The following is a 21,755-nucleotide window of genomic DNA, read 5'->3' on the forward strand; positions in this document are numbered from 1 at the left end:
ATTCGCGAAAGGTCCTTTGACCTGAGAAGAATTCGGACAGGCGGCTTATCCGCGTTCAGCGCGAAGTCCCTGTCACAACTGGCTGCTGATAGATTTCTGGAGACGCGTTAATGGCGCAGAACGATTACGAATCGATGGACGTGCTGCTGGTAGGCGCCGGCATCATGAGCGCAACCCTGGCTGTCCTGCTCAAGGAGGTCGATCCGGGCGTCAAGCTCGAGATCGTCGAACTGCAGGAGTCCGGAGCCATCGAGAGTTCCAACCCGTGGAACAACGCCGGTACCGGCCACGCCGGTCTCTGCGAGCTGAACTACACCCCGCAGGCCGCCGACGGCTCGGTCGACATCAAGAAGGCGGTGAACATCAACGCCCAGTTCGAGGTGTCCAAGCAGTTCTGGGCCTACCTCGCCGGGAAGGAAGCCTTCGGCTCGCCGCGCAACTTCATCAACCCCGTTCCGCACATGAGCTTCGTTCGCGGCAAGGACATCCCCTTCCTGAAGAAGCGCCATGAGCTGCTCAGCCAGCACCACGCGTTCGCCTCGATGCGGTACACCGAGGACCGCGCCACGATCGGCGAATGGGCGCCGCTGACCATGCCCGGCCGCCCGGCCGACGAGCAGGTCGCCGCCACCCGCGTGGAAAGCGGCACCGACGTCAACTTCGGCGCGCTGACCAACCAGCTGCTGAGCTACCTGGCCAGCCGCGAAGGCAGCGCAGTCCGCTACTTCCAGAAGGTGGTGGGCCTGGAGCGCAACGGCGACGGCTGGCTGGTGGACATCAAGAACACCCAGTCGGGCGAAGCGCGCAGGATCAACGCGAAGTTCGTCTTCCTCGGCGCCGGCGGCGGCGCGCTGCCGCTGCTGCAGATGTCCGGCATCCCGGAAAGCAAGGGCTTCGGCGGCTTCCCGGTGAGCGGCCAGTGGCTGCGTTGCGACAACCCGGAAGTGGTCAAGCACCACCAGGCCAAGGTCTACAGCCAGGCCGAAGTGGGCGCCCCGCCGATGTCCGTACCGCACCTGGACACCCGCGTGGTCGACGGCAAGAAGTCCCTGCTGTTCGGACCCTACGCCGGCTTCTCCACCAAGTTCCTGCGCCATGGTTCCTTCCTCGACCTGCCGCTCTCGGTGCGCACCAGCAACCTGCTGCCGATGCTCGCCGTGGCCCGCGACAACATGGACCTCACCCGCTACCTGGTGAAGGAAGTCATGCAGTCCATGGAGCAGCGCATCGACTCCCTGCGCAAGTTCTACCCCGAGCTGAACCCGGCCGACTGGCGCCTGGAAACGGCCGGCCAGCGCGTGCAGATCATCAAGAAGGACGCCAAGAAAGGCGGCATCCTGCAGTTCGGCACCGAGCTGGTGGCCGCCGAGGACGGCACAATCGCCGCCCTGCTCGGCGCCTCCCCGGGCGCGTCGGTCACCGTGTCGATCATGCTGGGCCTGCTGGAGCGCTGCTTCCCCGAGCGCTACAAGTCGGCCGAGTGGACCGCCAAGCTCAAGGAAATCTTCCCGGCCCGCGAGAAGCAGCTGGAAACCGACGCCGCGACTTACCGCGAAGTCAACCTGATGACCGCCGACCGGCTGCAGATCATCGCCGCGTCCTGAGCCTTGCGCCCATGAAAAAGCCCGCCTTCCGGCGGGCTTTTTCGTTTCCGGTGCGGTCAGTGACAGCTGACCATCCAGCCGACGCCGAAGCGGTCGGTGAGCATGCCGAAGCGCTGGGCCCAGAAGGTCTTCTCCAGCGGCATGTCCACCCGCCCCTCCTCCGCCAACGCGGCGAACGCCTGCTCCGCCGCCACCACGCTGCGCAGCGCCAGGTGCAGGGAGAAACCATTGAAGGCGGCGTTGTGCTCGCCACGGCCATCGGACAGCAGAACCTCGCTATCGCCGATCCGCAGGCTGGCGTGCATCACCTTGTCCAGCCAACCGTCCGGCACCGGCGACGGGCCGGGCGCTTCCTCGTAGCGCATCAGCATGTTGAGTTCGGCGCCCACGGCGTGTTGGTAGAAGGCAATGGCCTCATCGGCGCGACCATGGAAAAACAGATAGGGCTGTACTTGCACGGCTTCGTCCTCGCCTGTCGTTATCGTTGTAAGGAGAAGTCTAGGCGCGGAATCGGGGATGGGTTCGCGAGCAAGCTCGCTCCTACGAAAAGCAAAAGCGGTTTCCAGAGGAATATCCGCGCGCGCCGGAGCGCCCCTTCAGGAGGCCGAGTGGAATCGGAGTTTCAGGGGTCGAGCGGCATGGATGCCGCGAGAGCGTTGTCGGGCCAGGGATGGCCCGTCAACGCGGGCCCCTGAAACTTCGATGGAACGAGGGAAGTCCCGCGAAGCGGGACCCGGATGATGGGGCACAGACCTTTGCCTACTTTGGGTCGTTTGCCAAAGTAGGTCGCCCGAGGGGGCGAAACAAAATCTTTCAGCACACGCCGAAGCGGCGCAGAAACACCCAAACAAAAAGCATCGCGGACAAGGTCCGCTCCTACGAAAGCGGGCCTCGAGAAGCACCGGGCAACAGAAACGAAAAAGCCCGCACAAGGCGGGCTTTTCAACGAGTCGAAGCGATCAGCCGCGGGCAGCCTTGATCACTTCGATATAGGGCTCGGCCTGGCGCTGGTCCTGGACCAGGGCGATGAAGTCCTGGCCCTTGGCATCCTTGGCGGACAGGTCGTAACCAGCCTCGACGAAGAAGCCGACGAAGCGCTCGAAGTCGTCGATGCGCAGGCCACGGTAGGCCTTGACCAGCTTGTGCAGGGAGGGCGGGGTGTCGTCGGCCGGCTCCACGCTGAGGAACAGCTTGATGGCGTCATCGCCGATTTCTTCGCCAATCACCTGCTTCTTGTCTTTACGCATCGCTCGCTTCTCTCTACGACTGACTCGGGGATCGCGGCCCGCATCGGTTCAGGCCGGGCGCCACGGAACGGCGAGTTTAACCCTGCGCGCGGGCGTGGCTCAACGCGCGCGCACCGCGCCGGTGTGCAGGTCGGCCCAGATATGGCCGTTGGCATAGCTGAGGAACTGCACATAGACGGTGCCGTTGCGCAGCAGGTCGAGCAGCTGTGGATAAGCCGCCTGTGGGTAATAGAGGCTGAGCACGCGGGTCTTCTCGTCGTAGACCGGCTTCTTCAGGCTCTTGCCCTCGGCGTCGAAGCTGATCACCACCTGGCTGATCTCCGCGCCCTTGTTCATCGGCTTGCCTTTCAGGCGCAGCAGCGCCGGCGTGGTGATCGGGATCGGCTGCTGGCTGGACTGGCGCTGGTTGCCCAGCACCACGCTGTATTCGGTGACCTGCAGCAGTTGCTGCTGCTCCGGCTCGCCCTGGCGCAGGCCGGCATCATCCGGCGGCAGGAACTGGCTGTGCATCGGCGCGGCAGCGGCGACAAGAGGGAGACAGAACAGCAGCGCCAGCACGGCGCCCGGCATGCGAACGGACATCATCACCTCCGCGGGACAGGGCGCAGCACTCTAGCACGCGCCCGGAGCGGCACGACAGGCGCACATGGCGAGCGCACCGATACATTGATAGCCTTCGAAGCAACCATCCATAAACATCGAAAAAACCATGCTGCACAACGTCTCCGACCTCGACCTGCGCCTGCTGCGCATCTTCGCCTGCGTGGTGCGCTGCGGCGGCTTCTCCGCCGCCCAGGGCGAACTGGGCATGGGCCAGTCGACCATCAGCACGCACATCGCCAGCCTGGAGACGCGCCTGGGCTATCGCCTGTGCGAGCGTGGCAAGGGCGGCTTCCGCCTGACCGAGAAAGGCGAGCGGGTGCTGGACTACGCGCAGAACCTGTTCGCCGCGCTGGGCGAGTTCCGCGACCAGGTTCAGTCGCTGGCCGGGCGGCTGGTCGGCGAGCTGCACATCGGCCTGGCCGACAACATCGCCACCCTCCCCGGCGCGCGCATCCACCAGACCCTGGCGCGCTTCAACCGCCGCGACCAGGACGTGCGCCTGCACTTCCTCATCGAATCCTCCAGCGAACTGGAGCGCCTGGTGCTCAACAGCCGCCTGCACCTGGCCATCGCCTGCTTCAGCCGGCGCCTGCCGAACCTGCGCTACGAGCCGCTGTACCACGAGCGGGTGGCGGTGTTCTGCGGGCGCGAACATCCGCTGTTCGACAAGGAGGTGACGGACGCCGCCGAGCTGGAAAGCTGCGACTGGGTCCAGCACGGCTATGCGGTGGCCGACGTGCAGCTGCCGGCCGACGCGCAGCGCAGCACGGCCTTCACCCAGCACATGGAAGCGGTGCTCCTCGCGGTACGCGCCGGCACGCACCTGGGCTACCTGCCGACGCATTACGCCGAGCGCTGGGTGCAACAGGGCGAGATGCGCGCCCTGTTGCCGGACCGCCTCGGCTACGGCATCACCCACAGCCTGGTGGTGCGCGACGAGCCGGGACACAACGAAGCACTGCAGGCGCTGGTGGAGGACCTGCGCCTGGAGCACGGAGTGGAATCAATCAGCGCGGCGCGGTGATGTGCTTGATGTCGAGGAACGCCGACAGGCCCCACGGGCCCAGCTCGCGGCCGATGCCGCTGCGCTTGCCGCCGCCCCAGGAGGTCTGCGGGAACACCACCTGCGGCGAGTTCAGCCAGACGTGGCCGGCCTCCAGGCGCTCCGCCACGCGCTGGGCGCGTTCCAGGTCGGCGCTGCACACGGTGGCGGCCAGGGCGAAGTCGCTGTCGTTGGCCTGGCGCAGGGCGTCAGCCTCGTCGTCGAAGCGGCGCACGCAGAGCACCGGGCCGAAGATTTCCTCGCGCCACAGGCGGCTGTCCGCCGGCACCTCGGCATAGACGGTCGGACGGATGAACCAGCCCTCGCCGGCTTCGCCGCCGGTCAGGCAATTCAGGCCCTCGTCGCGGGCGACGGCGAAGTAGTCGAGCACCTTGCGGTACTGCGCCTCGCTGGTCATCGGGCCCATGTCGGTCTCGCCCAGCAGCGGGTTGCCGACGCGCAGCCCCTCCACTGCGGCCTTCAGCTTGGCCAGCAGCGCATCGGCGATGGACGCCTGCACCAGCAGGCGCGAGGTGGCGGAGCACATCTGCCCGGCGTTCCAGTAGACGCCGGCGATGATCCACTGCACCGCCTCGTCCAGGTCGCAGTCCTCGAACACCAGGATCGGCGACTTGCCGCCCAGCTCCAGTCCCACCGGCAGGGTGCGCGCGGCGGCGGCTTCCATCACCTTGCGGCCCACGGCGTTGCTGCCGGTGAAGGACAGCTTGGCGATGCCCGGATGGCCGCACAGCGCGGCGCCGGCATCGGCCAGGCCGGGCACCAGGTTCAGCACGCCGGCGGGCAGGCCGATGGCGTCGGCGATTTCACCCAGCACCAGTTCGATCAGCGGGGTGATCTCGGACGGCTTGAGCACCACGGTGCAGCCCGCCGCCAGCGCCGGCGCGACTTTCCAGGCGCTGGTCACCAGCGGGAAGTTCCACGGCACGATCAGCCCGACCACGCCGAGGGGCTCGAAGCGGGTCTGCGAGCGGAAGCCGGCGTCCGGCAGGGCGACTTCGGCGTTCTGCCGGGTGTCCAGCTGGTCGGCCAGCTCGGCGTAGTAGGCGAAGGTGGCGATGGCGTCGCCGATGTCGATTTCGGCCTCCAGACGCGGCTTGCCGCTGGCCTGCATCTGCAGGGCGATCAGCGCTTCGCGGCGGGCGTCCAGCTGTTCGGCGAAGCCGCGCAGGTAGCCGGCACGCTCGGCGGCACGGGTCTGGCGCCAGTCGGCGAAGGCACGCCGGGCCGCGGTGACGGCGCGCTCGATATCGGCGGCGGCGGCGCAGGCGACTTCCGGCAGCGCTTCACGGGTGGACGGATCGATCGGGCGCAGGACGGCGCCGCTGTCGGCGGCCTGCCACTGGCCATCGATATAGAGAAGACGGGACATGCGAACCTCGGGCGGTTTTTCGTGAGGGCCGCAGGATAGGTGGGGCATGCATCGGCAAAAATGCGTGTTTCGCCATGCATGCATCGACAGGATTCAATGCATTCAGTAGGAGCGACGGGGGCGCCTGGCCCTTGTCCGCGAAATCCTGGCTCCCGGCCCCATCGGAGTGCCTTACAGGCGCTTTTCGCGGACAAGGTCCGCTCCTACGGGAACAACCGGCGCCAAGGGTCGCAGCAGGGGTCAGGCCGGAAACTGCGCCCGCATCCAGGCCAGGTATTCGGCGGCGCCCGCCTCGCCCTCGCGCGGGGCCCACTGGCCGCGCTCGTCCTCGGCCAGCGGCACGAAGGGGCCGGCCTTGGCTTCGAACATCACGCTGTCCGGCTCCAGCGCGACGATGGCGTGGAAGGTGCCCGGCGGCAGGTCGGCGCCGACGCATTCGCCGCCCGCGCGCAGTTCGCGGGTGGCGAGCAGCTCGCCGGAGTCGGAGAAGACCAGCAGGCCCAGCGCGCCCTTCACCGCCAGCAGGCTCTCGGCCTTGTCCGGGTGGCGATGGCAATGCGGCGGGATGTAGCTGTCCGGCTGCAACGCGTTGAGCAGCCGGTGGCAGGGTTCGGCCTGCTCGTGGAAGTTGTGGTTCTGCCGGCGCCGGGGACTGGCGGCGGCGCGGGCCGCGAGCTCGTCGAACAGCGCGCTGTCGAGGAAACGCGGCCCGCTCATCGTCACAGGCCCTTGACCGCGAAGATGCCGGCGGCGTTGCGCCAGTAGCCCTTGTAGTCCATGCCGTAGCCGAAGATGTAGCGGTCGATGCAGGACAGCCCCACGTAGTCGGCCTTCAGGTCCGGGCGGGCCTTGCGGTCGTGGTCCTTGTCGATCAGCACGGCGGTGTGCACGTGGCGGGCGCCGGCGTGCTTGCAGAAGTCGATGATCGCCGAGAGGGTGTGCCCTTCGTCGAGGATGTCGTCGACGATCAGCACGTCGCGGTCGATGAAGGAGACTTCCGGCTTGGCCTTCCAGAACAGCTCGCCGCCGGTGGTCTCGTTGCGGTAACGGGTCGCATGCAGGTAGGACGCTTCCAGCGGGAAATTCAGCAGCGGCAGCAGCTTGCCGGAGAAGATCAGGCCGCCGTTCATCACGCAGAACACCACCGGGTTGGTCTCGGCCAGGGTGCCGTTGATGGCCTCGGCCACGCGGGCGATGGCGGCCTCGACCTCGGCGTTGGTGTAAAGGCAGTCGGCTTCGGCCATGACTTGGCGGATGTGCGCGAGATCGACGGACATGGGGGTTCTCCGGAAAAAGTGCGGAAAGGTACCTATAGGCGTGCCATGGGGCAAGGGGCAGCGGACGAAACTCGCCAACAATCGTGGCCCAAGGTGGCTAGGATGCATTACGCTACCGCAATTTTTTTGCCAGCCCGTCCGGAGACCCCGTCCATGCCCATACTCGAGATCCGCCATCCCCTGATCCGACACAAGATCGGTCTGATGCGCCGCCATGACATCAGCACCAAGAATTTCCGCGAGCTGGCCCAGGAAGTAGGCGCCCTGCTGACCTACGAAGCGACCAAGGACCTGCCGCTGGAGAACTACGAGATCGAAGGCTGGGCCGGCCCGGTGCAGGTGGAGAAGATCGCCGGCAAGAAGATCACCGTGGTGCCGATCCTGCGCGCCGGCATCGGCATGCTCGACGGCGTGCTCAGCCTGATTCCGGGCGCCAAGGTCAGCGCCGTGGGCGTGGCGCGCAACGAGGAAACCCTGGAAGCGCACACCTACCTGGAAAAGCTCGCACCGGACATCGCCGAGCGCCGCTCGCTGATCATCGACCCGATGCTGGCCACCGGCGGCTCCATGGTCGCCACCATCAACCTGCTGAAGAGGGCCGGCAGCAAGGACATCCGCGCCATGGTGCTGGTGGCGGCGCCGGAAGGGATCAAGGCGGTCAACGATGCGCATCCGGACGTGCTCATCTATACCGCGTCGATCGACCAGTGCCTGAACGAGAACGGCTACATCATGCCGGGCCTGGGCGATGCCGGTGACAAGATCTTCGGCACCAAGCAGAAGGACACCTGATTCATGGCCGATGAATTCAACGAACCGCTGTGGCGCCAGGTCATCTCCGGCGCGCAGATGCTCTTCGTGGCCTTCGGCGCGCTGGTGCTGATGCCGCTGATCACCGGCCTGGACCCGAACGTCGCGCTGTTCACCGCCGGCTTCGGCACCCTCATGTTCCAGCTCGTCACCGGCCGCCAGGTGCCGGTGTTCCTGGCTTCGAGCTTCGCCTTCATCACCCCGATCATCCTCGCCAAGGGCCAGTTCGGCCTGGCCGCGACCATGGGCGGCGTGGTGGCGGCGGGCTTCGTCTACACCTTCCTGGGCCTGGCGGTGAAGATCAAGGGCACCGGCTTCATCGACCGCCTGCTGCCGCCGGTGGTGATCGGTCCGGTGATCATCTCCATCGGCCTGGCCATGGCGCCGATCGCCGCCAACATGGCGATGGGCAAGGCCGGCGACGGCAGCGAGCTGATCCCGTACAAGACCGCCATGCTGATCTCCATGCCGGCGCTGATCACCACCCTGATCGTCGCGGTGTTCGGCAAGGGCATGCTGCGCCTGGTGCCGATCATCGCCGGCGTGCTGGTGGGCTACGGCCTGGCCTTCGCCTTCGGGGTGGTCGACGTGGCGAAGATCGTCGCCGCCCCCTGGCTGGAGCTGCCGAAGTTCACCGCCCCGGAATTCAACTGGCAGGCCATCCTGTTCATCGTCCCGGTGGCGCTGGCCCCGGCCATCGAGCACATCGGCGGCGTGATCGCGATAGGCGGCGTGACCGGCAAGAACTACCTGAAGACCCCGGGCCTGCACCGCACCCTGCTCGGCGACGGCATCGCCACCTCCGCCGCCGGCCTGTTCGGCGGCCCGCCGAACACCACCTACGCGGAAGTGACCGGCGCGGTGATGCTGACCAAGAACTACAACCCGAAGATCATGACCTGGGCGGCGGCGTTCGCCATCGGCCTGGCCTTCGTCGGCAAGTTCGGCGCCATCCTGCAGAGCATCCCGGTGCCGGTGATGGGCGGCATCCTCTGCCTGCTGTTCGGCACCATCGCCTCGGTGGGCATGAACACCCTGATCCGCCACAAGGTCGACCTGTCCCAGGCGCGCAACCTGTGCATCGTCTCGGTGACCCTGGTGTTCGGCATCGGCGGCGTGCTGATCGGCACCGGCACCGGCCCGGACGATTTCGGCCTGAAGGGCATCGCCCTGTGCGCCATCGTCGCGATCCTGCTAAACCTGATCCTGCCGGGCGAGGAAGGCTGGGAGAACAAGGCGCTGGAAGAAGGCGCCGGCGAGAAGTCCGCCGAGTGAGTCAGGGGCGCCGCCAGCCGGCGGCGCCCTGCCCACGGAAAGTCCGGCGAACGCACGCTCCCGCTGACGGTCCACTGCGCATGAAACAACGACTCGGCCAGAACGCTCCCCCGCCCTGCCCCGCTCCCGCCACCCTGCCGCCCCTGCCGGAGGCGCGCCGGTGAGTCGCGCCTGGTGGCTGCTGCTGGGCCTGGTCGGCGCCTCGCTGGTTCCCCTGGTGCTGGGCGGCCAGGAGATGCTCGCCGACATCCTGGCGTTCCCCCTCGACAGCCTGCTGATCATGTTCGGCATGATCCTGCTGTGCTGGCTGATCAACGCCCAGAAGCTGCGGGTGCTGCTCAACGGCCGCGCCGGCGAGATCGGCCGGGTCCGCTCGGTGGGCATCATCATGGCCTCGGAATTCGCCTTCTACGCCACCCCGGGCGGCACCGGCGCACCGCTGACGCTGATGATGCTGCTGTCGCGCCACGGCATGCGCCCGGCGCAGAGCAGCGCGATCTTCGCCGTGGACCAGTTGAGCGACCTGCTGTTCTTCCTTTGCGCGCTGGCGGCGGTGCTGGTGTCCACCCTGTCCTACAGCGTCAGCCCGGACCTGGAGACGTCGCTGATCACCAGCGGCGTACTGCTGGGCGGCATCCTCTTCGGGGTCGTGCTGCTGGCGCGCTTCCAGCGCCCGGTGATCCGCGCCAACGGGCGCCTGCTCCTGCGCCTGGGCATGAGGCCGCGCCGGCGCCTGCACTGGGCGCGCAAATGCCTGCACTTCCGCGACACCCTGGTCAGCAGCCTGCGCCAGCCGAAACGGCGCCTGGCGCTGATCTTCTTCCTCACCAGCTGCCACTGGACCCTGCGCTTCTCGGTGCTCTACCTGACGCTGCGCGCGCTGGGCGTGGAACTGCACTGGGCCTGGACCTTCCTGATCCAGCTGCTGTCGCTGGCCGCCGGCCTCGCCACGCTGCTGCCGGGCGGCGCCGGCGGCACCGAGCTGACCTCCGCCGCGCTGCTGGCGCCGCTGGTGGGCAAGTCCACGGCAGCCGCGGCCATCCTCATCTGGCGCGTGGTGACCTACTACTTCTACCTGGTGATGGGCGCGCCGGTGTTCGCCCTGCTGGCGGGGCGGCCGCTGCTGCGCAAGCTGGTGGGGCTACGGGAGAAAGACTGAGGCTCAGTCGCCCGAGGGCGTGTCGTCTGCGGGCGGGGTCTGCGGCTTGAGCGAATCCCAGAGCTCGGCGGCGCCGGGAAACTCGGTGCCATCCTCTTCGCTCAAGGCTTCGGGGTCGTAGCGGCGGGTACAGCCTTCGCCCAGGGTGGGCGGCGGGGTGGCGGTGCCGGGGTTCTTCGGATCGGTCATCGCGGCGGTCTCCGGTCGGGCGCGGCGCCCGCCGTCAGGCGACGGCAGGCGCGTGCGGAGTACCCAGTGTAGCGAACGAGCTATCGCGGATCAGTCGAACACCACGGTCTTGTTGTCGTGCACCAGCACGCGGTCTTCCAGGTGGTAGCGCAGGCCACGGGCCAGCACCAGCTTCTCCACGTCCTTGCCCAGGCGCACCAGGTCCTCGATGTCGTCGCGGTGGCTGATGCGCACCACGTCCTGCTCGATGATCGGGCCGGCGTCCAGGTCCTCGGTGACGTAGTGGCAGGTCGCGCCGATCAGCTTCACGCCGCGCAGCGAGGCCTGGTGGTACGGCTTGGCGCCGATGAACGACGGCAGGAAGCTGTGGTGGATGTTGATCACCTGGTGGCGGTACTTCTGGCACAGGTCCGGCGGGATGATCTGCATGTAGCGCGCCAGCACCACGTTGTCGGCCTGGTGCTCGTCGATCAGGCGCGACACCTGCTCGAAGGCCGGCTGCTTGTTCTTCGGGTCCACCGGCACGTGGAAGTACGGAATGCCGTGCCACTCCACCATGCTGCGCAGGTCATCGTGGTTGGCGATCACGCAGGGAATCTCGCAGTCCAGCTCGCCGCTGTGCCAGCGGTGCAGCAGGTCGGCCAGGCAGTGCGACTCACGGCTGGCCATCAGCACGACGCGCTTCTTCACCGAAGAGTCGGTGATGCGCCACTGCATCGAGAACTCGCGGGCGATGGGCGCGAAGGCCTGGCGGAAGCCGTCGATGTCGAACGGCAGGGAGTCGGCGCGAATCTCGTGCCGCATGAAGAACCAGCCGTTGTCATTATCGGAATGGTGACTGGCCTCGGTGATCCAGCCGTTGTAAGTGGCCAGGAAATTACTCACCTTGGCGACGATGCCGACCCCGTCCGGGCAGGCGATCACCAGTCGAAAAGTGCGCATGGGTGTACTCCAGATACATCGCGAAGGCCGCCATTCTAGCGGCTGGAGGGGAAAAGTTCAGCACTGCGCGGGAGTCGCCGACGAGAGCCAATTAGGCCTGGCGCGAATGCTCCGGTTAAATCTGCCGGGCTAATAACTTAAATACATCACTAATTACTCACAAAAGTTTTCTACGGAGTTTACTTGAACAACTCCGCTGACTATTATGTGTAGCTACAAACTATCCGCCACCGCTGGACCTCAAGATTAAGGTACCCAACATGTCGCTGATCAACGAGTACCGTGCCACCGAAGAAGCCATCAAGGAACTTCAAGAGCGCCTGAAATCCCTCGAACAGGACGACAAGCTGAAGAAAGAGCTTGAGTTCGAAGAGAAACTCCGGGCGCTGATGGCCAGCTACGGCAAGTCCCTGCGCGATATCATCGCCCTGCTGGACCCGGACGCGAAACTGAGCAAGTCGCCGCGCACGGCAAAGAGCACCACCAGCAAGCGCGCGCGCAAGGTCAAGCAATACAAGAACCCGCACACCGGCGAAGTCATCGAGACCAAGGGCGGCAACCACAAGACCCTCAAGGAATGGAAGGCCAAGTGGGGCGCCGAGGCCGTCGAGGGCTGGGCCACCCTGCTGGGCTAAGCCCTTCGGCAATAAAGAACGCCAGCCTTGCGCTGGCGTTTTTTATTGCCCGGCGAAAGCTAGAGACCATAGCGCCCGCGCAAGGCGAGTGCATATTTGGCCCAGGCTTCGAGCACCGCGCGGTCTTCCGCGCCGGCATTTCCCAACTGCTCGGCCATTGCCCTGTCGAAGTTCTCCAGAGTATTCGGTGCGCCCCACTCCGGGGCGCTCAGGCGTTGGCGGCAGAAGTCCTGCCATTGTTGCTGTTCGATGGCAGACAAAGTTTTCGGAAAATTACGCGCCCGGTATCGGAACAGAAGTTCGGGAAGTCGCGGATCATCGAACGGCCATTGCTCTTTCGCCAATCGGACAGGATCTGCCTGACGTACCTGCTCGCACAATCGGCGGTCGCGGTCTCCGATAAATCCGTCATACAACTGCTGCTCCGGATCTTCCGACCCGGTGAAACTTTCCTCGGTATAGATCGGCGCCAGTTTGTCCTGCCAGGTCGTCTTCGCCTGCACCAGCGCCTGGGCGGTCTTGAGGCATGCATCCAGATCAAGGCCGATGCGTTCACGGTCCTGCGGGCGGAGCACGTTCAGCGGCGCCACCACCGGGCAGCGGTTGATGTGCAGCAGCTTCAACGGCACCGGCAGCTCACCCTCGGCCAGTTCGTCCCGCCGCGTGTACAGGCGCTGGCGCAGGGTCTCGGCGTCCAGTTCCAGCAGCGGCGCCGGGTCGGCGGCCAGGTCGCAGACGATCAGGGCGTTGCGGTTGCGCGGGTGCCAGCCCAGCGGCAGCACCACCGACAGGTAGTGGCGCGCGCCGGAAAAGCGTCCGGACACATGCACCAGCGGCTCGTGCAGGCGGACCTGGTCCAGCACGCCCTGCTTGCTGCGCAGGCGGTAGAGATAGTCGTAGAGCTTGGGCTGGCGGTCGCGGATCAGCCGCGCCAGGGCGATGGTCGCGCGCACGTCGGAGAGCGCGTCGTGGGCCTGCCCGTGGTCGATGCCGTTGGCGGCGGTGAGCCGTTCCAGCTTCAGGGTGACGACGCCGTCCTGCTCAGGCCAGACGATGCCTTCGGGGCGCAGCGCATAGGCGGTGCGCACCATGTCGATCAGGTCCCAGCGGCTGTTGCCGCCCTGCCATTCGCGGGCATAGGGGTCGAAGAAGTTGCGGTAGAGGCTGTAGCGCGTCACTTCGTCGTCGAAGCGCAGGGTGTTGTAGCCCGCGACGCAGGTGCCCGGCTGCGCCAGCTCGGCGTGCAGGCGGGTCATGAACTCCGCTTCGCCCAGGCCCTGGTCCTCCAGCCGCTGCGGGACTATCCCGGTGACCAGGCAGGCCGCCGGATGCGGGAGGATGTCGTCGCTGGGACGGCAGTAGAGATTCAGCGGCTGGCCGATCTCGTTGAGCGCTTCGTCCGTGCGGATGCCGGCGACCTGCAGGGGCCGGTCGCGGCGCGGGTCGATGCCGGTGGTTTCGTAGTCGTACCAGAAGATGCTGGCGGTCATGGCGCGTGTCCTTGCCTGCGTTCGGTTGCACCGCAGTCTAACAGTGCGCCCCGCCGCACTTCCAAGCCGCGGCGCTGGCCCTGGATGCCTCGCGCTGATCTGGCGGCTGCCATGGATGGTCGTGCACATCGGCGTGCTTTATCGCCGCACCTGCGAAGACTGCCAGGGAGAGCGCTGAACATGCAGGCCCTCCCTGGCCGATTCCTACAATGGCGAACGCCAATGAGTCAGGCTTTTCCATTGCCTGTTCGGGAATCATCCTAATTATTTGCCTCCGCCCTCTCGGCAAACTCCTGCGCTTCCATCATCCAGAGCTCCGGAGCATGACGATGAACACAGGCACTTCCCTCAATCCTTTCGCACCACCGGCCAGCCCCCTGCACGACGACGCCGAGCAGGGTTCGGTTCCCAGCATCGAAGAAGCCCTGGCCCGAGGCTATGACTTCTCCATCGAGGGCGTCCTCAAGGAAGCCTGGCAGCGCATCAACGGCATCAAGGGCACGGTGGTCGCCGGCATGCTCGTCTACGGGGCAGTAACCCAGGTCATCAGCTTCGCGCTGCGCATGTTCCTCGGCCTGGGCATCTCCGCTTCCGGATCGATCCATCAGGGCTTCGCCGCCCTGCTCCTGCAGGTGGTGGTCGGGATACTCGCCTCCGCCGTCGGCTATCCGTTCCTCGCCGGCATCAACATGCTCGGCATTCGCCGCGCCGCCGACCAGCCGGTCTCGTTCAACGAGATGTTCGGTCACTTCGGCCTGTTCGTTCCGCTGCTCGCCACCGGCCTGGTGATGACCCTGCTGGTCTATCTCGGCCTGTTCCTGCTGGTGATCCCGGGCATCTACCTGAGCATCGCCTACGCGCTGGCCATTCCGCTGGTGGTCGAGCGCAAGCTGAGCCCCTGGCAGGCCCTGGAAACCTCGCGCAAGGCCATCAGCCAGCACTGGTTCAAGGTCTTCGGGCTGCTCATCGTGCTGTGCCTGATCATGGCCGTCAGCATGCTCCCGCTGGGCATCGGCCTGGTCTGGAGCATGCCGCTGATGATCGTCTCGATCGGCGTGCTCTACCGGACCATCTTCGGTGTCCTGCCGCAGCCGAACTGATACGGCCCGCATTTCTCGGCCAGCGCGGTTGCCTCGCCGCAACGCGCTGGCTAGCATCTGCCTTTCAGCCATCGATAGCGATTCCCCTTGACCGCAGCCGCAGCTCCACGCCCGGACAGCCGTCCGCCCAGCCCGGTGCTGGATACCCGTTACCACGTGGAGACGCCGGAAGGGATCGACCTGTTGCTGCGTCCCGCCGGCGTCATTCCGCGCGCGATGGCCTACCTGGTCGACCTGGGCATCCGCGCCCTGCTGATGTTCGCCCTGTTCATGGCGCTGGCCTTCCTCGGCCAGCTCGGCACCGGTCTCGGCCTGCTGCTCACCTTCGTCATGACCTGGTGGTACATGGTGCTGTTCGAAGTGCTCAACCAGGGCCGCTCGCCCGGCAAGCAGCTGATGGGGCTGCGCGTGGTCCACGATGACGGCACGCCGGTCGGCTGGTCCGCCTCGCTGCTGCGCAACCTGCTGCGTTTCGCCGACATCCTGCCGTTCGGCTACACCCTGGGCCTGCTCAGCTGCCTGTCCAACCCGGCGTTCAAGCGCCTGGGCGACCTGGCCGCCGGCACGCTGGTGATCTACCGCGACCCGCCGCCGGGCCGCCCGCAACTGCCGGAGGTTGCGCCGGAGCTGGCGCCCTGGCCGCTGAACCTGGAGGAGCAGCGCGCCATGATGGGCTTCGCCGAGCGCGCCGGGCAGTTGTCCGCGGCGCGCCGCGAGGAGCTGGCCGGCATCCTCGCCGAACCGCTCGGCGTGGCGCCCGAGGATGCCGAAGCGCGCCTCAACGCCATCGCCAGCGGCCTGCTCGGCAGCGGCCGGGTGAACCCATGAAGCAGGCCCTCTTCGAACAACGCCACCAGGGCGCGTGGAAGCGTTTCGGCAAGCGCCTGGAGCAACTGGAGAACGGCAAGCGCCGGGAAGCCTCCGAGCGCCCCGACGAGTTCGCCGCGGACTACCGGCGCATCTGCCAGCAACTGGCGCTGGCGCAGGAGCGCGGCTACAGCAGCCACCTGATCGATCACCTGCAGCAACTGGCCATGCGCGGCCACCAGCAGTTCTACCGGCACCGCAGCCATCTCGGCGCGCGCATCCTCGGTTTCGTCACCGCCGGTTTCCCCCGCCTGGTGCGCGAGGAGTGGCGCTGCATCGCCGCCGCCAGCCTGCTGTTCTACGGCTGCCTGCTGCTGATGGGGCTGCTGACCTACCACTTCCCCGACCTGGTCTACAGCGTCATGTCGCCCGAGCGCGTGGCCGACATGGAGAGCATGTACTCGCCGGATACCGCGCGCCTCGGGCCGATGGGCGAGCGCGACACCGGCGATGACTGGAAGATGTTCGCCTTCTACATCATGAACAACATCGGCATCGCCTTTCAGACCTTCGCCAGCGGCCTGCTGTTCGGCCTGGGCAGCCTGTTCTTCCTGCTGTTCAACGGCCTGATGATCGGCGCGGTGGCCGGCCACCTGACCCAGGTCGGCTACATCGACACCTTCTGGTCCTTCGTCATCGGCCACGGCGCGTTCGAGCTGACCGCCATCACCTTCGCCGGCGCCGCCGGCCTCAAGCTCGGCTGGGCGCTGCTGGCGCCCGGCCGCCTGAGCCGCATCGATGCGCTGCGCCAGGCGGCCGCCCGCGCCGTGCGGCTGGTGGGCGGGGTGATCCTGCTGCTGCTGATCGCCGCCTTCATCGAGGGTTACTGGTCCTCGATCACGCAGTTCCCGGCGACCGTGAAGTACATCGTCGGCGCCTGCCTCTGGCTGCTGGTCGGCGGCTATTTCCTGTTTGCCGGACGGAGCCGTCATGCGCCTGACTGACGCCAGCGTCGCCATCCGCCCGCGCAGCCCCTGGGAAGCCCTGGACCTGGGGATGCTCCTGGCGCGCCGCCACGCCGGCCTGCTGATGGCCAGCTGGGCGCTGGTCACCCTGCCGGTGTTCGTCCTGCTCAGCCTGCTGCTGTGGAATTATTCCGGCTGGGCGATCCTGCTGTTCTGGTGGCTCAAGCCGGCCTTCGATCGCCTGCCGCTGTACATCCTGTCGCGCGCCCTGTTCGGCGACACGCCGACCCTCGGGCAGGCGCTGCGGGCCTTCCCCGGCCTGCTCAGGAACCAGTTGCTGCCCAGCCTGCTGTGGCGCCGCGCAAGCCCGACGCGCAGCTTCGACCTGCCGGTGCTGCAGCTCGAAGGACTCAAGGGCCCGGCCCGCAGCCAGCGCCTGGCGGTCCTCGGCCAGCGCAACGCGGGAGGCGCCACCTGGCTCACGGTGATCGGCATGCACTTCGAGCTGGCGCTGTGGCTCGGGCTGTCCGCGCTGCTCTACCTGCTGCTGCCGCAACAGTGGGTCGCGGACTGGAAATGGCAATCGCTGATCAGCCTCGCCGAGGGCGGATGGGGCTGGCTGGAGCACCTGAGCAACCTGCTCTATGCGCTGCTGCTGGTGGTCTGGGAGCCGGTCTACGTGGCCTGCGGCTTCACCCTCTACCTGAACCGGCGCACCGAGCTGGAAGCCTGGGACATCGAACTGGTGCTGCGCCGCCTGCGCCAGCGCCTAATCGGCAGCGCCTACGCGCTGCTGCTGGTGGCCGCCGCCTGCCTGGCGCCGCTGCCCGACGCCAGCGCCTGGGCGGCCGACGAAGCGCATTCCAGCTGCCCGCTGCCCGACCAGAACCCCAACGGCCCCCAGGCCGAGCGCCTGCAGAACCAGGTGCTGAACAGCGAGCAGTCACGGCATGCCGCCGAGGCCATCCTGGCGGCGCCGCCGTTCCGCAACAGCGAGACGGTGACCCGCTGGCGGCTGGGCGACCCGGACAAGGACAAGCCGGACACCACCGGCCAGGAACGGAGCCTGAAGCAGTTCTTCGAGGCGCTGGAGCACTGGCGGGTGTTCAAGTCCATCGCCCAGGTCATCGAAGTGCTGCTGTGGGGCGCGCTGCTCAGCGTCGTGGTGCTGCTGGTCTGGCGCTACCGCGAGTGGCTGCGCCTGTTCGCCGGCCGCATCGGCCTGCCGCAGCGCCCGCGGCGGGAGGTGCCGAGCGTCCTGTTCGGCCTGGAACTGGCCCCGGAAACCCTGCCCGACGACGTCGCCAGCGAAGCCGAGCGCCTCTGGGACGAACAGCCGCGCGCCGCGCTGGGCCTGCTCTACCGCGCCTTGCTCAGCCGCCTGCTGCATGACTTCCGCCTGCCGCTGCGCGACTCCACCACCGAAGGCGAGCTGCTGGCGCGGGTCGAGACCCTCGACAACCCGCCGCTGCACAGCTTCGCCCGCAGCCTGACCCTGCACTGGCAGGCGCTCGCCTATGGCCACCGCGCGCCCCGGGACGGCCTCAAGCAGAGCCTGTGCGAGCAATGGCGCAGCCTGTTCGGCAACGAGGTGCGGCCATGAAGCGGCCCGTCGTCCTGCTGCTCGCCCTGGCTGCCCTGCTGGTACTGGGCGCCGCCGGCTACTACCTCTACACCCACCTCCGGCCTTACCCCGAAACCATCGAGCACGGCCCCGCGCCGGAGGCCCGCGCCAATCCCTACCTGGCCGCCGAAACCTACCTGCGCGGACGCGGCCTGACGGTCGCCACGGCCAGGGGGCTGGAAGCGCTCGACCAGCTACCGAGCACGGGCCACACGCTGATCCTGCTCGGCAGCCGCGAGAACCTCACGCCGACCCAGACCAGCCGCCTGCTCGACTGGACATCGCGCGGCGGCCATCTGGTGGTCACCGCCGAACGCCTGTGGGACGAGGAACAGGGCAAGAGCGGCGACCTGCTGCTCGATCGCCTGGGCGTGCAGCAGTTCCTCACCGAGGACCTCGACAAGGACAAGGGCGCCGCCCAAGCGCAGGACAAGTCCGACGCGGAGCAAAGCGCTCCACAGGAGCCGGCCGCCCCCGCGGTCGACGACGCCGACCCCGCCGTCCCGGCCGAGGAAGAAGATCCCTACCCCCGGCTGACCAAGCTCTACCTGGAAAACGAAAAGGCGCCGGCCTACATCGACTTCGACACCGACTACCACCTATTCGACTCGAAGAACCTCGCCTACGCCTGGGCCAACAGCGCGAAGGCCACCCACCTGCTGCAACTGCAACAGGGCAAGGGCCTGGTCACGGTGCTGACCGACAACTGGATCTGGCAGAACGGCCAGCTGAGCAGCTACGACAACGCCTGGCTGCTCTGGTACCTGACCCAGGACAGCGACGTGACCCTGGTCTATCGCGCCGACGGCGCCAGCCTCTTCAGCCTGCTGGCGCGCTACTTCCCGCAGGCGCTGATCGCCTGCGCCCTGCTGCTGGCGTTCGCCCTGTGGCGCCAGGGCCTGCGCCAGGGTCCGCTGCAGCCGGGCCCGGCCCTCGGCCGCCGGCAACTGGAAGAACACCTGCGCGCCGGCGCCGACTTCATCCTCCGCCAGCGCGGCCAGATCGCCCTGCTGCAGGGGCTGCAGCGCGACATCCTGCGCCGCGCGCGGCAGCGCCAGCCGGGCTTCGAACGCCTGCCGATCGCCGAACAATGGCAGACCCTGGGCCGCATGACGCGGCTGCCGGTCAGCGCCATCAGCCAGGCCATGCGCCCCTATCCGCAGCAACGCATGGCCATCGCCGAATTCACCCGCCAGGTCGCCCACCTGCAAAGCCTCAGGAATGCCCTATGAGCGAACAGACACCTGAACCCGCCAGCCCCACCTCCAATCCGATCGCCCAGCGCCAGCGCGCCAGCCAGCTGGCCCAGGCGCTGCGCCATGAGCTGCAGAAGGCGCTGATCGGCCAGCAGGGCGTGATCGACGACGTGCTGACCGCCCTGCTCGCCGGCGGCCACGTGCTCATCGAAGGCGTGCCCGGCCTGGGCAAGACCCTGCTGGTGCGCGCCCTCGCCCGCTGCTTCGACGGCGGCTTCGCGCGCATCCAGTTCACCCCCGACCTGATGCCCAGCGACGTCACCGGCCACGCCGTGTACGACCTCGCCACCGAGCAGTTCAAGCTGCGCAAGGGCCCGGTGTTCACCCACCTGCTGCTGGCCGACGAGATCAACCGCGCGCCGGCCAAGACCCAGGCGGCGCTGCTGGAAGTGATGCAGGAGCGCCAGGTCACCCTCGAAGGCCGCGCGCTGCCGGTGCCGCAGCCGTTCATGGTGCTGGCCACGCAGAACCCCATCGAGCAGGAAGGCACCTACCCGCTGCCCGAGGCGGAGCTGGACCGCTTCATGCTCAAGCTGCGCATCGACTACCCGCAGGAAGCCGAGGAACAGACCCTGGTGCGCCAGGTGAGCCGCTCGGCGCGCAGCGACATGCTCGACGTCGCGCCGATCCGCGCGCTGCTCAAGGAAAAGGACGTGATGGCGCTGCAGAAGATCGCCGCCGACCTGCCGATCGACGACCAGGTGCTGGACTACGCCGTGCGCATCGCCCGCACCACCCGCAACTGGCCGGGCCTGGCGCTGGGCGCCGGGCCGCGCGCGTCCATCGCGCTGGTGCGCTGCGCACGGGCGCGGGCGCTGCTGCGCGGCGGCGACTTCGTGCTGCCGGACGACGTCAAGGGCAGCGCCCTGGCGGTGCTGCGCCACCGCGTGCGGCTGTCGCCGGAGCTGGACATCGAGGGGCTGTCGGTGGACCAGGTGCTGCAACAACTGCTCGACCAGGTACCGGCGCCGCGCCTATGAAGCCATCGCGCGCCCTTCTCGCGCTGCTCGGCGCGCTGCTGGCCACGGCCATCGCGCTGGGCGCGGCGGCGGCCCTGGATGCCCCGCCGCCGGCGCTGCTCGGCCGCCTCTGGTGGGGCGCGCTGTGCGCCCTGGCGCTGCTCGCGCTGGCCGACGCCCTGTGGCTGCGCCGCCTGCCGTCGCCGCGCCTGGAGCGGCAGATGAGCGGCAACCTGCCGCTGGGCCGCTGGAGCGAGGTGCGCCTGCAACTGCACCATCGCTACGCGCAGGTGCAGCGGGTGACGGTGTTCGATCACCTGCCCGCCGCCATGGACTTCGAGCACCTGCCGCAGGTGGTCGAGCTGCACCCGGGCGAGCAGACCGAGCTGGGCTATCGCGTGCGGCCGCTGTCGCGCGGGCACTTCGTCTTCCCGCGCTGCGAGGTGGAACTGTCCAGCCCGCTGCGCCTGTGGAAGGGCCGGCGCTACCTGGAAGAGCGCAGCGAAACCCGCGTCTACCCCGACTTCGCGCGCATCTACGGCGCCGAACTGATGGCCGTGGACCACTGGCTGAACCGCATCGGCGTGCGCGCCGGGCAGCGCCGCGGCCTGGGCCTGGAGTTCCACCAGCTGCGCGAATTCCGCGACGGCGACACCCTGCGGCAGATCGACTGGAAAGCCACCGCGCGCAAGCGCACGCCGATCGCCCGCGAATACCAGGACGAACGCGACCAGCAGATTCTCTTCCTGCTCGACTGCGGACGGCGCATGCGCAGCCACGACGGCGACCTCTCGCACTTCGACCATGCGCTCAATTCCGCCCTGCTGCTGGCCTACGTCGCGCTGCGCCAGGGCGACGCGGTGGGCCTGATGACCTTCGCCGGCGACCAGCCGCGCCACCTGCCGCCGGCCAAGGGCAGCGCGCAGCTGAGCACGCTGCTCAACGGCGTCTACGACCTCGACAGCAGCCAGCGGGCGGCGGACTTCCCGGCGGCGGTGCAGGCAGTGCTCACCCGCCAGCGGCGCCGCGCCCTGGTGGTGATCATCACCAACCTGCGCGACGAGGACGACGAGGAACTGGTGGCCGCGGTGAAGCGCCTGGGCCGGCAACACCGGGTGCTGGTGGCCAGCCTGCGCGAGGAAGTGCTCGACCGCCTGCGGCAGGCGCCCGTGGAGAGCTACGAGGAGGCGCTGGCCTACTGCGGCACGGTGGACTACCTGAACGCCCGCGCCGGGCTGCACGAGAAACTGATGGCCCACGGCGTCCCGGTGCTGGACGCCCGGCCCAGCCAGCTCGGGCCGGAGCTGGTCAGCCGCTACCTGGGCTGGAAGAAGGCTGGCGCGCTGTAACCGCGCGCCCTGTTGCGGACACCCGTTCCCTG

At 67.7% G+C, this 21,755-nt stretch carries 22 protein-coding genes; 13 read left to right on the forward strand and 9 right to left on the reverse strand.

The window, feature by feature from the left end:
• The first annotated feature begins 110 nt into the window (after positions 1-110).
• The gene (gene mqo / locus AC3B6A_RS22545; RefSeq protein ID WP_488399333.1) at positions 111-1,604 is read left to right on the forward strand and encodes a malate dehydrogenase (quinone); all 1,494 of its coding nucleotides are present in this window, start codon (positions 111-113) and stop codon (positions 1,602-1,604) included.
• Between the two features lie 56 nt (positions 1,605-1,660).
• Here mqo and AC3B6A_RS22550 read toward each other — a convergent pair whose 3' ends face one another.
• The 3 genes from AC3B6A_RS22550 to AC3B6A_RS22560 form a co-directional block, all read right to left on the reverse strand.
• Positions 1,661-2,062: a VOC family protein gene (locus tag AC3B6A_RS22550; RefSeq protein ID WP_488399334.1), complete on the reverse strand. Its 402-nt coding sequence runs from the start codon at positions 2,060-2,062 to the stop codon at positions 1,661-1,663.
• A 501-nt stretch (positions 2,063-2,563) separates the two neighbouring features.
• Entirely contained in the window at positions 2,564-2,851 is a 288-nt protein-coding gene (locus tag AC3B6A_RS22555) for a PA4642 family protein (RefSeq protein WP_488399335.1), read from the reverse strand.
• Positions 2,852-2,950: 99 nt separating this feature from the next.
• A complete protein-coding gene (locus tag AC3B6A_RS22560) occupies positions 2,951-3,433 on the reverse strand; it encodes a hypothetical protein (protein WP_488399336.1) in 483 nt (160 codons plus the stop codon).
• Between the two features lie 127 nt (positions 3,434-3,560).
• Between AC3B6A_RS22560 and AC3B6A_RS22565 the strand changes: the two genes are divergently transcribed.
• Positions 3,561-4,478, forward strand: coding sequence for a LysR family transcriptional regulator (locus AC3B6A_RS22565; protein WP_488399337.1), 918 nt, complete (start codon positions 3,561-3,563; stop codon positions 4,476-4,478).
• Here AC3B6A_RS22565 and AC3B6A_RS22570 read toward each other — a convergent pair.
• From AC3B6A_RS22570 to AC3B6A_RS22580, 3 genes are all read right to left on the reverse strand, one after another.
• Positions 4,462-5,886 (reverse strand): aldehyde dehydrogenase family protein, encoded by a 1,425-nt coding sequence (locus AC3B6A_RS22570; protein WP_488399338.1) that lies wholly within the window; start codon positions 5,884-5,886, stop codon positions 4,462-4,464. The genes AC3B6A_RS22565 and AC3B6A_RS22570 overlap by 17 nt on opposite strands.
• 240 nt (positions 5,887-6,126) lie before the next feature.
• Entirely contained in the window at positions 6,127-6,603 is a 477-nt protein-coding gene (locus AC3B6A_RS22575; RefSeq protein WP_488399339.1) for a WbuC family cupin fold metalloprotein, read from the reverse strand.
• Between the two features lie 2 nt (positions 6,604-6,605).
• On the reverse strand, positions 6,606-7,163 hold the full coding sequence (locus AC3B6A_RS22580) for a hypoxanthine-guanine phosphoribosyltransferase (protein ID WP_488399340.1): 558 nt from the start codon (positions 7,161-7,163) through the stop codon (positions 6,606-6,608).
• Positions 7,164-7,316: 153 nt separating this feature from the next.
• Between AC3B6A_RS22580 and upp the strand changes: the two genes are divergently transcribed.
• The 3 genes from upp (at position 7,317) to gpgF (ending at position 10,407) form a co-directional block, all read left to right on the forward strand.
• Positions 7,317-7,955 (forward strand): uracil phosphoribosyltransferase, encoded by a 639-nt coding sequence (upp, locus tag AC3B6A_RS22585; RefSeq protein WP_488399341.1) that lies wholly within the window; start codon positions 7,317-7,319, stop codon positions 7,953-7,955.
• Positions 7,956-7,958: 3 nt separating this feature from the next.
• Positions 7,959-9,248, forward strand: coding sequence for a uracil-xanthine permease family protein (locus tag AC3B6A_RS22590; RefSeq protein WP_488399342.1), 1,290 nt, complete (start codon positions 7,959-7,961; stop codon positions 9,246-9,248).
• A 160-nt stretch (positions 9,249-9,408) separates the two neighbouring features.
• Positions 9,409-10,407: a glucosaminyl phosphatidylglycerol flippase gene (gene gpgF / locus AC3B6A_RS22595; protein ID WP_488399343.1), complete on the forward strand. Its 999-nt coding sequence runs from the start codon at positions 9,409-9,411 to the stop codon at positions 10,405-10,407.
• Positions 10,408-10,410: 3 nt separating this feature from the next.
• Here gpgF and AC3B6A_RS22600 read toward each other — a convergent pair whose 3' ends face one another.
• Positions 10,411-10,596 (reverse strand): hypothetical protein, encoded by a 186-nt coding sequence (locus tag AC3B6A_RS22600; RefSeq protein ID WP_488399344.1) that lies wholly within the window; start codon positions 10,594-10,596, stop codon positions 10,411-10,413.
• Positions 10,597-10,686: 90 nt separating this feature from the next.
• On the reverse strand, positions 10,687-11,538 hold the full coding sequence (purU, locus tag AC3B6A_RS22605) for a formyltetrahydrofolate deformylase (RefSeq protein WP_488399345.1): 852 nt from the start codon (positions 11,536-11,538) through the stop codon (positions 10,687-10,689).
• Between the two features lie 260 nt (positions 11,539-11,798).
• Here purU and mvaT point away from each other — a divergent pair, with 260 nt between their 5' ends.
• Positions 11,799-12,173 (forward strand): histone-like nucleoid-structuring protein MvaT, encoded by a 375-nt coding sequence (gene mvaT, locus AC3B6A_RS22610; RefSeq protein ID WP_488399346.1) that lies wholly within the window; start codon positions 11,799-11,801, stop codon positions 12,171-12,173.
• A 59-nt stretch (positions 12,174-12,232) separates the two neighbouring features.
• On the opposite strand, the gene sbcB is transcribed toward mvaT, so the two are convergent.
• Positions 12,233-13,663 carry an exodeoxyribonuclease I gene (gene sbcB / locus AC3B6A_RS22615; protein ID WP_488399347.1) on the reverse strand — a complete coding sequence of 477 codons (1,431 nt, stop codon included), beginning with the start codon at positions 13,661-13,663 and terminating at the stop codon, positions 12,233-12,235.
• A 329-nt stretch (positions 13,664-13,992) separates the two neighbouring features.
• On the opposite strand from sbcB, the gene AC3B6A_RS22620 reads away from it, so the two are divergent.
• From AC3B6A_RS22620 to AC3B6A_RS22650, 7 genes are all read left to right on the forward strand, one after another.
• Positions 13,993-14,763 (forward strand): hypothetical protein, encoded by a 771-nt coding sequence (locus tag AC3B6A_RS22620; protein WP_488399348.1) that lies wholly within the window; start codon positions 13,993-13,995, stop codon positions 14,761-14,763.
• 87 nt (positions 14,764-14,850) lie between these two features.
• Positions 14,851-15,591: an RDD family protein gene (locus AC3B6A_RS22625; RefSeq protein WP_488399349.1), complete on the forward strand. Its 741-nt coding sequence runs from the start codon at positions 14,851-14,853 to the stop codon at positions 15,589-15,591.
• Positions 15,588-16,574 (forward strand): stage II sporulation protein M, encoded by a 987-nt coding sequence (locus AC3B6A_RS22630; protein ID WP_488399350.1) that lies wholly within the window; start codon positions 15,588-15,590, stop codon positions 16,572-16,574. The genes AC3B6A_RS22625 and AC3B6A_RS22630 overlap by 4 nt, the downstream gene beginning before the upstream one ends.
• Positions 16,561-18,138 (forward strand): DUF4129 domain-containing protein, encoded by a 1,578-nt coding sequence (locus tag AC3B6A_RS22635; protein ID WP_488399351.1) that lies wholly within the window; start codon positions 16,561-16,563, stop codon positions 18,136-18,138. The genes AC3B6A_RS22630 and AC3B6A_RS22635 overlap by 14 nt, the downstream gene beginning before the upstream one ends.
• Entirely contained in the window at positions 18,135-19,391 is a 1,257-nt protein-coding gene (locus tag AC3B6A_RS22640) for a DUF4350 domain-containing protein (protein ID WP_488399352.1), read from the forward strand. The genes AC3B6A_RS22635 and AC3B6A_RS22640 overlap by 4 nt, the downstream gene beginning before the upstream one ends.
• Positions 19,388-20,395, forward strand: a complete 1,008-nt coding sequence (locus AC3B6A_RS22645) for an AAA family ATPase (RefSeq protein ID WP_488399353.1) — start codon at positions 19,388-19,390, stop codon at positions 20,393-20,395. The genes AC3B6A_RS22640 and AC3B6A_RS22645 overlap by 4 nt, the downstream gene beginning before the upstream one ends.
• The gene (locus AC3B6A_RS22650; RefSeq protein WP_488399354.1) at positions 20,392-21,723 is read left to right on the forward strand and encodes a DUF58 domain-containing protein; all 1,332 of its coding nucleotides are present in this window, start codon (positions 20,392-20,394) and stop codon (positions 21,721-21,723) included. The genes AC3B6A_RS22645 and AC3B6A_RS22650 overlap by 4 nt, the downstream gene beginning before the upstream one ends.
• Positions 21,724-21,755: the final 32 nt, after the last annotated feature.

This window comes from Pseudomonas sp. B12(2026) (genome assembly GCF_057767015.1).

Coding starts and splice junctions, on each gene's coding strand:
- AC3B6A_RS22620 (WP_488399348.1), top strand. CDS start 13,993: ATGAACACAGGCACTTCCCTCAATCCTTTCGCACCACCGGCCAGCCCC.
- AC3B6A_RS22570 (WP_488399338.1), bottom strand. CDS start 5,886: ATGTCCCGTCTTCTCTATATCGATGGCCAGTGGCAGGCCGCCGACAGC.
- AC3B6A_RS22600 (WP_488399344.1), bottom strand. CDS start 10,596: ATGACCGATCCGAAGAACCCCGGCACCGCCACCCCGCCGCCCACCCTG.
- AC3B6A_RS22640 (WP_488399352.1), top strand. CDS start 18,135: ATGAAGCGGCCCGTCGTCCTGCTGCTCGCCCTGGCTGCCCTGCTGGTA.
- AC3B6A_RS22645 (WP_488399353.1), top strand. CDS start 19,388: ATGAGCGAACAGACACCTGAACCCGCCAGCCCCACCTCCAATCCGATC.
- upp (WP_488399341.1), top strand. CDS start 7,317: ATGCCCATACTCGAGATCCGCCATCCCCTGATCCGACACAAGATCGGT.
- AC3B6A_RS22635 (WP_488399351.1), top strand. CDS start 16,561: ATGCGCCTGACTGACGCCAGCGTCGCCATCCGCCCGCGCAGCCCCTGG.
- AC3B6A_RS22565 (WP_488399337.1), top strand. CDS start 3,561: ATGCTGCACAACGTCTCCGACCTCGACCTGCGCCTGCTGCGCATCTTC.
- AC3B6A_RS22580 (WP_488399340.1), bottom strand. CDS start 7,163: ATGTCCGTCGATCTCGCGCACATCCGCCAAGTCATGGCCGAAGCCGAC.
- AC3B6A_RS22575 (WP_488399339.1), bottom strand. CDS start 6,603: ATGAGCGGGCCGCGTTTCCTCGACAGCGCGCTGTTCGACGAGCTCGCG.
- AC3B6A_RS22590 (WP_488399342.1), top strand. CDS start 7,959: ATGGCCGATGAATTCAACGAACCGCTGTGGCGCCAGGTCATCTCCGGC.
- AC3B6A_RS22650 (WP_488399354.1), top strand. CDS start 20,392: ATGAAGCCATCGCGCGCCCTTCTCGCGCTGCTCGGCGCGCTGCTGGCC.
- purU (WP_488399345.1), bottom strand. CDS start 11,538: ATGCGCACTTTTCGACTGGTGATCGCCTGCCCGGACGGGGTCGGCATC.
- sbcB (WP_488399347.1), bottom strand. CDS start 13,663: ATGACCGCCAGCATCTTCTGGTACGACTACGAAACCACCGGCATCGAC.
- AC3B6A_RS22630 (WP_488399350.1), top strand. CDS start 15,588: ATGAAGCAGGCCCTCTTCGAACAACGCCACCAGGGCGCGTGGAAGCGT.
- mqo (WP_488399333.1), top strand. CDS start 111: ATGGCGCAGAACGATTACGAATCGATGGACGTGCTGCTGGTAGGCGCC.
- AC3B6A_RS22555 (WP_488399335.1), bottom strand. CDS start 2,851: ATGCGTAAAGACAAGAAGCAGGTGATTGGCGAAGAAATCGGCGATGAC.
- mvaT (WP_488399346.1), top strand. CDS start 11,799: ATGTCGCTGATCAACGAGTACCGTGCCACCGAAGAAGCCATCAAGGAA.
- AC3B6A_RS22560 (WP_488399336.1), bottom strand. CDS start 3,433: ATGTCCGTTCGCATGCCGGGCGCCGTGCTGGCGCTGCTGTTCTGTCTC.